The 14322-nt window shown below is 71.0% G+C and carries 10 protein-coding genes; 3 read left to right on the top strand and 7 right to left on the bottom strand.

Going from position 1 to position 14322, the window contains the following annotated elements; genetic code table 11:
• Positions 1–31: 31 nt before the first annotated feature.
• Positions 32–973 (top strand): response regulator transcription factor, encoded by a 942-nt coding sequence (locus tag D6T64_RS13275; RefSeq protein WP_325049799.1) that lies wholly within the window; start codon positions 32–34, stop codon positions 971–973.
• Complete coding sequence (locus D6T64_RS13270; protein ID WP_233551165.1) at positions 970–2118, top strand: sensor histidine kinase; 1149 nt, start codon at positions 970–972, stop codon at positions 2116–2118. Before D6T64_RS13275 ends, D6T64_RS13270 begins: the two co-directional genes overlap by 4 nt.
• A 620-nt stretch (positions 2119–2738) precedes the next feature.
• Here the strand turns inward: D6T64_RS13270 and D6T64_RS13265 are convergent.
• From D6T64_RS13265 to manA, 7 genes are all read right to left on the bottom strand, one after another.
• On the bottom strand, positions 2739–3806 hold the full coding sequence (locus tag D6T64_RS13265) for an NAD-dependent epimerase/dehydratase family protein (protein ID WP_119975162.1): 1068 nt from the start codon (positions 3804–3806) through the stop codon (positions 2739–2741).
• Positions 3803–4750 carry an MTAP family purine nucleoside phosphorylase gene (locus D6T64_RS13260; RefSeq protein WP_233551164.1) on the bottom strand — a complete coding sequence of 316 codons (948 nt, stop codon included), beginning with the start codon at positions 4748–4750 and terminating at the stop codon, positions 3803–3805. Before D6T64_RS13260 ends, D6T64_RS13265 begins: the two co-directional genes overlap by 4 nt.
• 127 nt (positions 4751–4877) lie before the next feature.
• Positions 4878–6329 carry a DUF5719 family protein gene (locus tag D6T64_RS13255; RefSeq protein WP_119975160.1) on the bottom strand — a complete coding sequence of 484 codons (1452 nt, stop codon included), beginning with the start codon at positions 6327–6329 and terminating at the stop codon, positions 4878–4880.
• Entirely contained in the window at positions 6319–9513 is a 3195-nt protein-coding gene (locus D6T64_RS23450; RefSeq protein WP_119975159.1) for a glycosyltransferase family 2 protein, read from the bottom strand. Before D6T64_RS23450 ends, D6T64_RS13255 begins: the two co-directional genes overlap by 11 nt.
• 120 nt (positions 9514–9633) lie before the next feature.
• A complete protein-coding gene (locus D6T64_RS13245; protein WP_119975158.1) occupies positions 9634–9978 on the bottom strand; it encodes a WhiB family transcriptional regulator in 345 nt (114 codons plus the stop codon).
• Positions 9979–10185: 207 nt separating this feature from the next.
• Positions 10186–11154 (bottom strand): UDP-glucose 4-epimerase GalE, encoded by a 969-nt coding sequence (gene galE / locus D6T64_RS13240; protein ID WP_119975157.1) that lies wholly within the window; start codon positions 11152–11154, stop codon positions 10186–10188.
• Positions 11155–11552: 398 nt separating this feature from the next.
• The gene (gene manA / locus D6T64_RS13235) at positions 11553–12920 is read right to left on the bottom strand and encodes a mannose-6-phosphate isomerase, class I (RefSeq protein ID WP_119975156.1); all 1368 of its coding nucleotides are present in this window, start codon (positions 12918–12920) and stop codon (positions 11553–11555) included.
• Positions 12921–13071: 151 nt separating this feature from the next.
• Between manA and D6T64_RS13230 the strand changes: the two genes are divergently transcribed.
• The gene (locus D6T64_RS13230; protein ID WP_119975183.1) at positions 13072–14304 is read left to right on the top strand and encodes an acyl-CoA dehydrogenase family protein; all 1233 of its coding nucleotides are present in this window, start codon (positions 13072–13074) and stop codon (positions 14302–14304) included.
• Positions 14305–14322: the final 18 nt, after the last annotated feature.

Here is a 14322-nt window from a genome sequence, read left to right as displayed (position 1 = left end):
TTGTCAGGCCGGGCCATCTAGGGTGTACACCGTGGCCCCCTCACAATTTTTTGCCAGCATGCGCGCCGATGCGCTCTCCGACCGGCGGATTCTCGTCATCGACGACGACCCGACGGTCTCCGAGGTCGTCTGCCGCTACCTGCGCGCGGCCGGCTTCACCGTCGATGAGGCCCTCGACGGCCTCAGCGGGCTGCACCTGGCCGAGCAGCTGCGACCCGACCTCGTGGTGCTCGACCGGATGCTGCCCCACCTCGACGGCATCGAGGTCTGCCGGCGCGTGCGCACCAACTGGGCGATTCCGGTGATCATGCTGACCGCACTCGGCGAGGAGGAGGACCGCATCCAGGGCCTCGAAGCCGGCGCCGACGACTATCTCGTGAAACCGTTCTCACCGCGCGAGCTCGTGCTGCGGGTGCAGTCGGTGCTGCGGCGCAGCGTGCCGGAGTCGCTGCCCGAAGGGGTGATCGAGGTGGGTGAGTTCTCCCTCGACCTCGGCGCGCACGAGATTCGCCTGCGCGGCGTGCCGCTGGTCTTGACCAGCCGCGAGTTCGACCTGTTGGCCTACCTCGTCTGGCGGCCGTCGAAGGTGCTCAGCCGGGAAGACCTGATGCGCTCGGTCTGGGGCTGGGAGTTCGGCGACCTGTCCACGGTGACGGTGCACGTGCGGCGCCTGCGCGAGAAGATCGAGGCCGACCCGGCGCATCCGCGGGTCTTGAACACGGTGTGGGGCGTCGGGTACCGGTTCGATCCGGTGGCCCTCGGCGCGACGGATGCCGCCCCACGCCCGGTCGTGGCCGCCGGCCCTGCGTCCGGAGCTGTTCCCGGAGCTGTTTCCGGTGCTGTTTCCGGTGCTGTTCCGGGCGCTGTTCCGTCTGCGGCACTGTCCGGCGCCGGGGTCCCGGGCGCGGAGGCCCCCGCGGCCGCGCCCCGCAACGCGGCATTGCCCGGATCACCTGCGGCCGGCACCCCGTGACCCTGTCAGCCCTGCTCGCGGTGGCGGGCATCGCGCTGGCCTGCGCGACCGTGATCGGGGCCGTCGGGCTGCTGGTGCTGCGGATGCTCTCTCGGTCGTCACTCGTGCTGCAGCTCGTGGTCGTCGCCGCCGCGACGGTCACGTCCCTCGTGAGCGGCATGGCGGCGGCGGCCTCGCTGATGTACCTGTCCACCCACGACCTGACCGTGTTCTACTGGATCGCCGCCGTGACCGGGCTGGTCTCGATCAGCATGGCGGCGGTGCTGGGGCGATCCCTCGCGCGGGACAACCGCTACCTGCGGGCGGCGGCGGCCAGCATCGGGCGCGGCGAACCGGTGGCCTCGCCCGACCGGCACACCAGCCAGGAGTTCGCCGACCTCGCCGGAGAACTGGCCGCGACCGGAGAGCGGCTCGCCGCCCTCCGGGCCCGGGAGGACCAGGTCGAAGGCTCGCGCCGGGAGCTGGTGGCCTGGATCTCGCACGACCTGCGCACGCCGCTCGCCGGCATCCGTGCCATGGCCGAGGCCCTCGAAGACGGCATGGTCGAGGACCCCGATCGCTACTACGCGCAGATTCGCGGGCAGGTCGACCGGCTCACGGGCATGGTCGACGACCTGTTCGCGCTCTCGCGCATTCACGCCGGCACCCTGCAGCTGACCCTCGAGCCGGTCTCGCTTTACGACCTGATCAGCGACACCGTGGCCGATCTCGCGCCGGTCGCCGCGGCGAAGTCCCTCGGCCTCTCGTTCGAGGGTGAGCAGGGTCTCACCGTGCTCGCCGACCCGCGCGAGCTGGCCCGGGTCGTGGGCAACCTGGTCATGAACGCGATCCAGCAGTCCGCGGCCGGCAGCCCGATCGTGGTGTCGGCGACCGAGCACTCCGACGGGCGGGCGGTCATCAGCGTGCAGGACACCGCCGGCGGCATCCCCGACGAGGACCTCGGCCGCGTCTTCGAGGCCGGCTGGCGGGCCAGCTCCCCGCGCACTCCCCCGGACCACCCCGGCCGGCCCGGCCGCACCGGCGGCGCCGGCCTGGGCCTCGCGATCGTGGAGGGCATCGTGGAGGCCCACCGGGGCGAGGTGGTCGTCTCCAATCGAGACGGCGGATGTCGCTTCGATGTGTTCCTGCCCGCCCACCCCGCGTAGGCGACCGCTTTTCACAGGTAGTGGCGCCGCATCCGCTGCCCTCGCACCTTGCCCGCCCATGCCCATCCGCCGCACGCCGCACGCCGCACGCCGCACGCCGCACGCCGCACGCCGCACGCCGCACGCCGCACGCCGCACGAAGTGTCACAGAACGCCCCTTCACCCCAAAAATCCACCACGAAGTGTCACAGAACGCCCCATCAATCGACTTGATGGGGCCATCTCTGACACCTCACGAAACCCAAGGGGCCATCTGTGACACTTCGCTCACGAGGTGTCACAGAACGCCCCTTCACCCCAAAAATCCACCACCAAGTGTCACAGAACGCCCCATCAATCGACTTGATGGGGCCATCTCTGACACCTCACGAAACCCAAGGGGCCATCTGTGACACTTCGCTCACGAGGTGTCACAGAACGCCCCTTGAATCCGCCCGCGTCCACGAGGCCACCTCCGACATCTCACGCACGGCGACGCGCAAGCCCAGGCCAGCTGCCCTGGGAGCCGCGCATGGTTGTGGCGCCCTTTGCCCTTACTCCCGCCTCGCTGCCCCCTGGTTTCTGTTCACTGCTCACTGCTCCCTGCTCCCTGCCCCCGCCTCACGGCCCGAGACCTCGGCCTACTGCACGGGCGCGCGCAGCGGCGCCGTCGCGAACTCGCGCATCCCCTCTTCGAATGACACCGTCGCCGTCCAGCCCATTTCGGTGCGCAGGCGCTCCGAGGAGGCCGTGATGTGGCGCACGTCGCCAAGGCGATACTCCCCCGTCACGATCGGCGTCGGTCCGCCGGCCGCGCGGCTGAGTTCGGCCGCCATCTCACCGATCGTGTGCACCACGCCGCTGCCCACGTTGAAGGCCCGAAACTCGCTCGCGTCGGGTGCGGTCCAGTCGAGGGCGGCGAGGTTGGCGGATGCGACATCCCGCACGTGCACGAAGTCCCGCCGCTGCGCGCCATCCTCGAACACCCGCGGGGTCTCCCCGCGCTCGAGCGCCGACCGGAACAGCGACGCGACGCCCGCGTACGGCGTGTTCTGCGGCATCCCGGGGCCGTACACATTGTGGTACCGCAGGGCGGCGACCCGCCCGCCGGTCGACCGGGCCCACGCCGTCGCGAGATATTCCTGGCCGAGTTTGCTGCTCGCATACACGTTGCGCGGGTCGACGGGGTCGCTTTCGGAAACGAGCACGGGCGTCAGCGACGCGCCGGTGGCCGGGTCGAGCGGATCGAACCGACCGGCGTCGAGGTCGGCTACGCGCCGCGGCGCGGGCCGGGTGAACCCGGTCGGGCCGTGGTAGCTGCCCTCTCCGTACACGACCATCGAGGACGCCAGCACGAGTCGACGGATGCCCCGGGTCGCCATTTCGGCGAGCAGCACCGCGGTCCCGACCTCGTTGCTGTGCACGTAGTCGGGGGCGTCGGCGAAGTCGACTCCGAGGCCGACCTTCGCGGCCTGGTGGCAGACCACGTCGATGCCCTCGAGCGCGGCCGCGCAGGCGGCCGGATCGGTGACATCGCCGACCCGCAGCTCGACCCGGGGGTCGAGCGTGGGCGGCCCGCCGTGCACGTCGGCGCGCAGGGAGTCGAGCACGCGCACGCGGTAACCGCGGTCGAGGGCGGCCGCGACGATCGCACCGCCGATGAACCCGGCCCCGCCGGTCACGAGCAGGTGCGGGGGAAGAACGCTCATCGCTGCACGCTCGCGGTGTCTCCGTGCGCCTGACTCGTGGGCGGGTTGAGCGGCGGCAGCTCGAACCCGGGGTGGTGCTGCACCTCGCGCTCCAGCACGGCGCGCACCTGCTCCGGGGCAATGAGCGGGCGGGGAGCGAAGGATTGTGGCAGGGCGCGCAGGATGCCGTCGATCGCGGCGAGGATGCGAGGTTGGGCCTCGCGGAGGCGACGGAAGACGAGGTCGGCGGTGACGGCATCCGTCGCCGAATCAGCGGGAGCGGCAGCGGTCTCCGCACCAGGATCCGGCTCGAGCGGGCTCAAGCCGGCATCGGCGTCGGTGACGAACGAGAGGTTCACGGTGCCCATGTTCAGTTCGGAGGCCAGCACGACCTCGGGGTACTGGGTCATGTTCACGATGTCGGCGCCGGCCGCGCGAAACCAGAGCGATTCGGCGCGGGTCGAGAAGCGCGGGCCCTGGATGATGACAACGGTGCCGGTCGGGGCGAACAGTTCGCCGAGCGCCTCGAGGGCCTCGACGGCGACGCGGCGCAGCATCGGGTCGAACGGGTCGGCCGCGGAGAGGTGCTGCACCGAACCCCGATCGTAGAAGGTGTCGGGGCGGCCGCTCGTGCGGTCGATGAACTGGTCGGTGACCACGAGCATGCCCGGCGGGTACTCCGGGTTGACGCCGCCGACCGCCGCGGAGGAGATGATCGCCTTCACGCCGAGGCTCGCGAGCGCCCAGATGTTGGCGCGGTAGTTGATGAGGTGCGGCGCGACCGAGTGCCCGGTGCCGTGCCGGGGCAGAAACGCCACGCGGCGTCCGGCGCGCTGTCCGATCGTGACGCTCGCCGAGCCGTAAGGCGTGGCGATCTCATGCACGGTCGACTCGTCGGGGGCGAAGAGCTGGTAGAGGCCGGATCCGCCGATGACGGCAATCTGGGCGAGGTCGCTGGGGGTCACGGCGGGCTCCAAGGGTTCACGAAAACAAATGTCACAGGGGCGGGTGGCGTGCGGAGGTTCTGATGTGCGGATGAGCGCATCCGTTTTCACGTCTGCGCCTGGGTCAAGAATAGGCAGGCCGGGCCGGTCAGTGCAGGTAGACCCGGATCGCCTCGGCGAGGGGGCCGGCCGGGTTCAGCGTGAACGAGGCAAGCTGGCCATCGCCGACATAGCCGACCGACGCGACCGTGCTCTCGCCGCCGGTCACGACGTAGTTCACCGAGGGTGCCACCGCGAGGTCGGCGCGGGCGCCCGCGGCCACGGTGATGCGCAGGGTCTCGCCGGTGTTCGGGGTGGCGACCATGTCGACATCCGTCGCCGCCATATTGACGAGGTGCAGGGTCGGTGAGGGCCCGGCGGCGACACTGACCAGAAAGTCCCCCTCGATTTCACTCGACGACGGATACCAGGCGAAGTCGCGCCCGGCGGTGCCAACCGTGGAGGTGCGCGCGGCGGCGACGACGGGCTCGTCGGAGGTGACCTGCACCGAGTAGCTGCCCACGGCCAGGTCGGGGAACGGCACCTGGGTGGCGATGCCCGGCTCGAGTTCGACCTGGGTCGAGCTGCCCGCCGCGGTGCCGGCAGCGCTGGTCACCCCGACCTGCACGGTCGCCGGCGTGTCGCCGACGGCCATCAGCCGCACTGACGGGATCGCGTCGGGATCGGCTGACTGTTCGGCCGCCGCGGCGATCGTCACGTTGAGTCCGGCGATGGTCTGCTCGAGCGCGGGCACGCCGGTGGCGCCGATCAGGTCGACTCCGCCGGGCTCGATGCCACGGATGCTGCTCTGCTGCAACGTCGCGGCGACCTGCCCGCCGGTCGCCTGCACGTTCACGATCGGGGAGATCAGGTTGGGCGCGAGCCCGGCGAGCGAGATGATCCGCTGTTCGCCCGGCTGCACGAGAATTCCGGATGCGCCCGGCGCGTCGACGACACCGGTCTCGCCGTAAACGGTGAGGGTCACGGTGGCTAGCACGGTGGTCGGGTTGCTCAGCAGCACGAGGCTGCTGCGGCCCACATCGGTCGAGCCGCCCACCAGCCAGGTGTCGCTGGCCGCTTCGGTGCAGGCCGCAACGGCGAGGCCGGTGAGCGTTTCGGTGGCGAGGATCTGGCTTTGGCTGCCGGCCACGAGCGGCGCGACGGTCGCGCCGTCGGGGGCGGGCACGGTGTATTCCTCGGGGACCTCGGTCGTATCGGAGGACAGGTTGTCAACGGCGTCGATCTCGCTCCGGGTCACGTCGACGCTTCCGGACGTCTCTGACCAGGCGTCGAAGATCGACGAGGCACGGCCGACGGAGGTCGCGGCCTGGGCCTGGCTGGAATCCTCGGCCAGGGCGAGCACCGGACCGGGGCAGACCCGCTGTTGTTCGCTCGGTGTCGGTGCCACGATGGCGGATGCCGGCGGCACCTCGAGCGTCGGCCACGGCAGCGCGATGGCGGCCGTGACGACGCCCGCGGCGACGGCCAGGACGACCAGTCCGGCCACCACACGGCCGCCGATGCGCGCAATGCCGCGTGTCACCTCGTGCTTATCGGGCATTGTCTGGCTCCTCGGGGGTGGGCGTGGTGGTAGTGGTGGTTCCGGGCGTGCCGGCGGGTTCGTCGGTCTTGCTCGTGACGGGACCCGGATCGAAGTCGGAAGCCGCGACATCCGTGTCGGAATCGGCGTCGAAGTCGGCGTCGGGCTCGGGGCCGGGTGCTTCCTCGGGCGGCTGGCTGCTGGCGTCGGGAACGGGAGCGGGCACCCGGGTGGCGGCGCGCCGGGCCTTCATGCGGCCGAAGCGTTTCTTCTGCTTCACGCTCGTGCGGCTCGCGCGGCGGATGGCGTCACGGTTCGCCTGGCGCACGGCCTCCCGGCCGGCGCCGGTCGGGATCGACAGCAGCACGGTCGCGCCGATCACGATGATCGTGATGAGCAGCATGAGGTAGCCGTAGGCGCCGCCGGCGTGGGCCGGAATGGCCGCGGCGGTGGCGGCATCCGTCGTTTCGTGCTGCCACAGACGACCGAAGGCGGTATCGCCGACGGGGGCGAGTGCCGCGTTGGCGTCGAGGGCGGCCTGGGTGCGCAGCTCGGTGGCGAGGGCGGCCAGGGTCGCCGCGTCGCTGCTGGTCGCGGCGACGTCAGCGGGCACCTCGTCTCCGGCGGCTTCCGTGGTCGACGCCTCGACCGCGCCGTCGACGGCGGCGACTCCGGCCGCGCTGCCCGCCGGTTGCAGCACGACGAACCGCACGCCGAGTTCGCTCAGCGCCGCGCCGGCGTCGAAGCCGCTGCGGGAGACGAGGTTGCCGGCGAGGTCGGCGAGGTCCTGCTGCTGGGCGCTGAACGTGCGGTCGGTGCTTTCGAGCGTGGACTGGTTGTCGAGGGTCTCGCCGTCGCCGCGCAGCACGGTGACGAGCACGCCGCCGTCGGGCTGCGGGGTGAGCTGCAGGGTGCCGACGCGGGGGTCGAGGCGAGCCTCGGCCGACACGAACGCCGGCTGGGTGCGGTCAATGCCCTCGGCGACGACGGATGTCCCGAGCGGGATCGCCGCCGCGAGCGGCGCCGCGACGATCACGGTCAGCACCGCAGCGGTGACCGCGGGAGCAAAAGCGAACCGGCGGAGGCCGCGCACTGCGAGGATCGATCCGCCGATCAGGCCGATCCAGTACAGGCTGAGGCCGGACCCGGCCCAGATGCTGACGGTGTTCGCGCCGGCCGCGGACACGAACAGGTGGGTGGCACCGAAGGCGGTGCCGAACCCGAGCACCGCGGTCACCAGCGCGAGGGTCGCCGCGCGCGATCCGGGCAGGAACAGGGCGAGCACGGCGAGAATCGCCACCGGGCCGAGCAGGGCGCCGATCACGTATTCGGCGCCGGGCACGCCGAGGGCGGCCAGCATCGGGGTCCAGCCGCCGAGGTCGCCGGCGGGGAAGCCGAGCAGCAGCTGCCAGCCGTTCACCTCGCCGCTCGCGACGGGCACGCCGGGGTCGGCGAGCAGGGCGAGCCAGGTTCCGCGCAGGCCCTGGTCGATCACGAGTGGCAGGGCCAGGGCGATCAGCGGCAGCGGAATGCCGATGTAGCGCATCGCGCTGCGCCCGCTCGTGATCGTGGCGACGAGCCAGATCAGCAGCAGCGCGGGAGCGAGCGAGGGCGCGCAGGCGATGATCGCCGCGAACAAGAGCGCGGCCGAAGCGGATGCCGACCAGGAGCGGCCGGCCGCGAAGCCGGCGAAGAACAGCCAGGGCAGCAGCAGGTGCACGAGGATCGCGGCGGGCCGGCCCTCGGCGAGGGCGCTGAGGAAGGTGGGGGCGAAGATCCAGAGAATAGCGGCGACGGCCCGCAGGGCGCCGCGCTCGGTGAGCCGGGCGGCGGCGAGCCAGGCACCGAGGGAGGCCAACGGCAGGGCCAGCAGGTAGAGCAGCACGAGGGCGGTCGAGGGGTTCCAGAACGCGAGCGATCCGAGCACGGCGAGCACGGCGGCGAAGGGGTCGGCGGCACCGACGAAGCCGATGCCGATGTCGCGCCAGCCGTAGCCGACGTTCGCCCAGAGATCGGCCACGGTTCCGGACAGGGGCTGCAGGCCGCCGCCGGTGAGCGTGGAGGCGCCGAGCAGCGGCGCGAAGATGGCCAGGCCCACGACCAGTGCGGTCAGCACCGACCAGGCGCCGCCGCCGGAGAAGAAGCGGATCTCGGGCCGGTCGCCGCGGGCCACGAACAGGCTGGCCTCTTTTTGCAGGGCGTGGCGCCGACGCACCTCGACCGACGGCACCCGCAGGGTCGCGATCGAGGCCCAGCCGAGCACGCGGGTCGCCGCGAAGCGTTTGCGCGAGCTGCGCACCCGCAGCCCGTGCAGGGCGGCGCCGAACGCGGCCGAGAATTCGCCGATGATCGCGCCGGGCTCCTTGCGCAGCAGCTGGCCGATCGAGCGCAGCAGCGCGAGCGGCAGCAGGGACAGCCAGTGGAACAGCAGGGCCCAGGCCGGAGAGTAGACGAGCCGGCGGTGCAGCTGCGCGGAGCGTTCGGCGCGCAGCCGGCGGCGGCGCAGCTTGCCGCGAGAGGACTGGTTGGGGCCGGCGATTCCGGCTCCGGCGGAGGTGACGCGGGCGGCGGCGACCACCGAGACCCGGTAGCCGGCCAGGCGCACCCGAATGCAGAAGTCGAGGGAGTCATCCACTGTCGGCAGCGCAGGGTCGAAGCCGCCGAGCTGCAGCCAGACAGTGTGCCGCACGAGCATGCCGCCGGCGCTGACGGCGAGCACGTCGCTCATGCCGTCGTGCTGGCCCTGGTCGAGTTCGCTCTCGACGAGGGTCACGGTCGCGCCGAGCGGCGTGACGGATTCGCCGAAGTCGTGGATGTACTCGCCGGCTCCCCAGTCGAGCACCTTCGGCCCGGCGACGGCGACGGATGCCGCGATCTCCAGTTCTCCGAGCAGCGCGTCGAGGGCGCCCGGTTCGGGGGCGCTGTCCTGGGCGAGCAGCCAGAGCATCTCGTGGTCGTTTTCGGGCGCGGCGGTGACCCGCACGGCGGTGGCGATGGCCTGGCCGAAGTTCAACTCGGCGCCGGCGGTGATCAGCTGGGTCGGGCCGTATTCGGCCATGAGGCGACCCGTGGCATCCGTCGAGCCGCAGTCGACCATGATGACGATGTCGGGCCGACGGGTCTGGGAACGCAGGGCCTCGAGAGTTCGCTCAAGGTGTGTCGCCCCGTTGCGGGCGACGAGGATGGCCGTGACTCTCGGTTGCATATCGTTCCTAGCCTAGAACGCTGCGGCGGTCATGGCCGGGAGGCGCGGGGGGCGCGCCCGATATTCGTCCCCCATCGGGGTGACAACGCACGACTGCGGCGGGGCTGGCCAGCCCGCGGGCTAGGCGCGTTTGCGGAGCTTGCGGCGTTCGCGTTCGGAGAGGCCGCCCCAGATGCCGAAGCGTTCGTCGTTGGCGAGCGCGTAGTCGAGGCACTGGGCGCGCACCTCGCACGACGTGCAGATTTTCTTGGCGTCGCGCGTAGAACCGCCCTTTTCGGGGAAGAACGCCTCGGGGTCGGTCTGCGCGCAGAGCGAATCGGTCTGCCAGGCCAGGGTTGCGTCGAGCTGGGGATGTACGTCAGAGTCGTCGTGCGGGGCTGAGCGCCGCACGCCGGGAACTCCGAGTTGTACGGGATCGACGAACCAGTCGTCGGGAACTGCGGATTGCGACTCCGAATCGTGCATGTCGTCTCCCACCCTGTCCCCCGCCGATTGCGGCGCACCGGTGTGCGCACACCTAATTACACCGGTGTAATTCGATGGAGTCAAGCCGAGAATCGTAAACCCTCAATGGAGGATGGAGAGTTGCGACGCGCCCAACTGGGAAAGACGGCCCTTTTGGGGGGCGATCGGTCAGGAGATGGGGTCAGGGGCGCACGGTCAGCGGCACGGTCAGGCCGGCAGCGCCGCCTGCCCGGCTTCCCAGGCCGAGCGCACCATGTCGTCGAGGCTGTGGCGCATCTGCCAGTCGAGGTCCCGGGCAGCAAGCTCGCCCGATGCCACGATCCGGTCGGGGTCGCCGGCGCGGCGCGGCCCGATCTCGGGCAGAAAGTCGATGCCGGTCACCGCGGCAACGGTCGACATGATCTCGCCGACCGAGACGCCATCGCCGCTGCCGAGGTTGTAGACGGCTTCGATCGGCTCTCCGGCGTCGAGGCGCCGCGCGGCGGCGACGTGCGAGACGGCGAGGTCGGCGACGTGGATGTAGTCACGCACGCAGGTGCCGTCGGGCGTGTTGTAGTCGTTGCCGTTGATGCGCGGGATGCGCCCGGCCAGCAGGGCGTCGAAGACCAGAGGGAACAGGTTGTGCGGGCTGGTGTCGCGCAGGTCGGCCGATCCGGAGCCGACGACGTTGAAGTAACGCAGGCTGGTGTGCGCCAGGCCGGTCGCGACCGCCATGTCGCGCAGCAGCCATTCCCCGATGAGCTTGGACTCGCCGTACGGCGACTCGGGGCTCTTCCCGGTCGTCTCGGTGACGAGGTCGGTGTGCGGGGTGCCGTAGACCGCGGCGCTCGAGGAGAACACGATGCGGCGCACATTCGCGGAGTCCATCGCGGCCAGCAGCGTGGCCGTGGCGGTCACGTTCTGTTCGTAGGTGTGCAGCGGGCGCTGCACCGACACGCCGGCGTACTTGAAGCCCGCGACATGAACCACCCCGGTGATGCGGTGGTTGGCGAAGGTGTCGAGCAGCAGCCCGCCATCGAGGATTGAGCCGCGCACGAACGGCACGCTGGCCGGCACGAACTCCTCGTGTCCGCTGGAGAGGTCGTCGATGACGACCACGTCGATGCCCTCCGCGAGGAAGGCGCGAACGACGTGCGATCCGATGTATCCCGCGCCGCCGGTGACCAGCCAAGCCATGATGCCCTCGCACTCTCCGCGGTCCCCACGGGCCGCCCTAGGAGCCTACCGTTCGGGTGTGACACGAGCTGAGCATCCGCTGCCCGACGCCGCTCGCCGGTTCGCGGTTGGCGAGCTGGCGAGTCGGCGAGTCGGCGAGGGTGTTTCTCAGGGCGTTCGACGTTGCTGCGCCCAAAAACTGCTCGTGCGCCTGGCAGGCCACGCGCACGAGCAGTTTTGGGGCGCATGGGCGCCGGGGCCCGCAGCTTGTGGACGCACGTGCAGCTTTATGTCGCACGACGCGGTGCCAGGTTTCGGCGCACGTGCAGCTTTCGGGCGCACGGGCGAGCGGGCCCTCCGCGCGGCAAGTGCACTACCCGCGCAACGCGGCGCGAGGCAGCCGCGCGCCTGCGCGAGCGTCAGGCGCCGGTGGTCGCCAGAAAGACCTCGCCGGCGCCGGCGAAGGTGACGGTGCCCTCGTCGGGGGTCAGGTAGACGCTCTCGCCGCGTTTCAGGGTGACGGATGCTCCCGCCCCGGCCACGAGAAATCCTCCGGCCGTGCAGATCGCGATCGCGGGACCGTGCAGGGCGACCTGACGCATCGGCACCGAAGCGGTCAGCGCACCGCCCGCGCCGGACCCGGTGGCAACGGGCACCGGGGCATCCGCCTGGATGTGCACCAGTTCGAACTCGGGCACGCCCGGCCGGTAGACGTTCACCCCGGGCGCCAGTTCGATCGGCGCGAGGTGCGGCACCGGGCTCGGCGCGAAGTCGAGCACCGCGAGCAGCTCGTCGATGTCGATGTGCTTGGGAGTCAGACCGCCGCGCAGCACGTTGTCGCTGGCCGCCATGATCTCCACGCCGAGGCCCGACAGGTAGGCATGGATATTGCCGGCCGGCAAGTACAGCGCCTCCCCGCGCCGCAGCGTGACCCGGTTCAGCAGCAGCGCGATCACGATTCCGGGGTCTCCCGGGTAGGCCGCGGCGAGCTCACGCACGGTCGCCAGCTCCCGGGCGAAGGAGATGACCGCTCCCCCGTCGGCGAGGAACGCGGCATGGTCGGCGAGCGCCACGACCCGTTCGACGAGCCAGGCGACCTCGCCCGAATCGCCACCACGGCCGTCGCGCAGCAGCCAGTCCACGGTGTCTTGCAGCGGGTCTGCCCCGGTCAGGTGCTGCTCGAGCAGGTCGAGCGCCGCGGGCTGGGGGTCGTCGGTGGCGACGTCGAGCGCGCGCAGCTCCTCGATGATGCGATGGATATCGGCGAGCCCGCGGAATCCGCAGAGCGCCTCGAAGTTCTCACTCAGGGCAAAGATCAGCTCGGGCTTGTGAAACGGGTCGCGGTAGTTGCGGTCGCCGGCGTCAACGGCAATCCCGGCCGCATTCTCGAGGGCAAAGCCGGCTCGGGCACGTTCGGGCGTGGGGTGCGCCTGCAGTGAGAGCGGCGCGGCCGCCGCGAGGATCTTGAGCAGAAAGGGCAGGTGCGGGGCAGCGGATGCCTCGGCCGGCTCGCGGGGGCCGGTCGCGGCATCCGTCGGCGCGGCCGCGAACGACCCGGCGGGCGCCGCGCCGAGCGCCGTCTCCGGGTCGGCGGCGATCCACTCGAGCAGGGTTGCGGCACCGTTCACCGGAGCGGGGTCGATGATCACCGCGGGCGAGCCGCCGTGCGCGCCCAGCCACAACTCCGCTTCGGGCGTGCCGGAGGGCTCTCGGCCGAGCAGGGTCGCGATCGCCGTCTGCGAGCCCCAGGCGTAATTTCGCGGCGTATTGGTGATGCCCACAAACATGTCGTGCTCCAGTCCCACTCGGTTTAGACCAAACTACCAACCGCTTCGGCCGCACCCAGCCCGCTCACCTAGGCTGGCGCTCGAGTCACCCGGCGCCGGCCCCGGCGCCCGGCCTGACGCCCGCCGCGTCCCCGTTGCAATGGAGCACACCATGACCCTCGACCCCGAGCTCATCATCGACGACTCTCTCGACCCGCAGCCGCTCGCTGCCTTCGAGCCCCTCGCGAGCGATTTTTTCGGCTACGAGAACCTGCTGACCGAGCCCGAAAAGGCCGCCCTCGTGGCGCTGCGTGCCTACCTCGAGGCCGAGGTGCGGCCGATCGCGAACGGATGCTGGGACCGCGCCGAGTTTCCGATGCAGGTCGTGAAGCCGCTCGCCGCCCTCGGGGCTTACTCCTTCGGCTGGGAAGAGACCCGCCCCTTTGCGAATTCAGCCGTGTTCCGCGGTTTCGTGGCGCTCGAGATGGCGCGAGTGGATGCATCCGTCGCCACGTTCGTCGGCGTGCAGAACGGCCTCGCCGCCGGCACGATCAGCGCCTGCGGATCGGCCGAGCAGCGCGCCGAGTGGCTGCCGCGCCTCGCCTCGGGCGAGGTCATCGGCGCGTTCGGGCTGACCGAACCGCTCTCGGGATCAGACGCCGCGCAGGGCCTGCGCACCACGGCGACCCGCACCGGCGACTCCTGGACCCTCAACGGTGCCAAGCGCTGGATCGGCAACGCCACCTTCAGCGACATCACGATCATCTGGGCCAAGGACACCGCCGACAACTGTGTCAAGGGCTTTCTCGTGCCGCGCGGCACTCCCGGCTTCACGACCACGAAGATCGAGGGCAAGATCAGCCTGCGCGCCGTGCAGAACGCCGACATCGTGCTCGAGAACGTGGTCGTTCCCGAGCGGATGCGCCTCGCGGGCGCCAACTCGTTCAAGGACACCGCCCGCGTGCTGCGCCTGACCCGCGCCGAGGTGTCGTGGGCCGCGGTCGGCAACGCGATCGGCGCCTACGACGCCGCGGTCGCCTACGCGAAGTCGCGCGTGCAGTTCGGCAAGCCGATCGGCGGCCACCAGCTGGTGCAGGACCTGCTCGTGAAGAGCCTCGGCAACATCACCGCGAGCCTCGGCATGGTGGTGCGGGTGTCGCAGCTGCTCGACGAGGGCACCCAGCGCGACGAACACTCCGCGCTCACCAAGGCGTACACGACGAGCCGCATGCGCGAGACGGTGGCCTGGTGCCGCGAACTGTTCGGCGGCAACGGCGTGACCCTCGAGTACAACGTGGCCCGCCACTTCGCCGACGCCGAGGCGATCTATTCGTACGAGGGCACCCAGGAGATGAACACCCTCATCGTCGGCCGCACGATCACCGGGCAGGCCGCCTTCGTGTAGCGCGGGGCTGCATCCGCT

Source organism: Cryobacterium melibiosiphilum (assembly GCF_003602235.1).
GTDB classification, from domain to species: domain Bacteria; phylum Actinomycetota; class Actinomycetes; order Actinomycetales; family Microbacteriaceae; genus Cryobacterium; species Cryobacterium melibiosiphilum.
Note: the sequence above shows the minus strand (reverse complement) of the source record. Positions and strands in the feature narration are given on the sequence as shown.

Bases quoted from the DNA above. Each gene is read 5' to 3' on its own strand.
- D6T64_RS13265 (WP_119975162.1), bottom strand. From the start codon at position 3,806: ATGAGCGTTCTTCCCCCGCACCTGCTCGTGACCGGCGGGGCCGGGTTC.
- D6T64_RS13255 (WP_119975160.1), bottom strand. From the start codon at position 6,329: ATGCCCGATAAGCACGAGGTGACACGCGGCATTGCGCGCATCGGCGGC.
- D6T64_RS23450 (WP_119975159.1), bottom strand. From the start codon at position 9,513: ATGCAACCGAGAGTCACGGCCATCCTCGTCGCCCGCAACGGGGCGACA.
- D6T64_RS13245 (WP_119975158.1), bottom strand. From the start codon at position 9,978: ATGCACGATTCGGAGTCGCAATCCGCAGTTCCCGACGACTGGTTCGTC.
- galE (WP_119975157.1), bottom strand. From the start codon at position 11,154: ATGGCTTGGCTGGTCACCGGCGGCGCGGGATACATCGGATCGCACGTC.
- manA (WP_119975156.1), bottom strand. From the start codon at position 12,920: ATGTTTGTGGGCATCACCAATACGCCGCGAAATTACGCCTGGGGCTCG.
- D6T64_RS13230 (WP_119975183.1), top strand. From the start codon at position 13,072: ATGACCCTCGACCCCGAGCTCATCATCGACGACTCTCTCGACCCGCAG.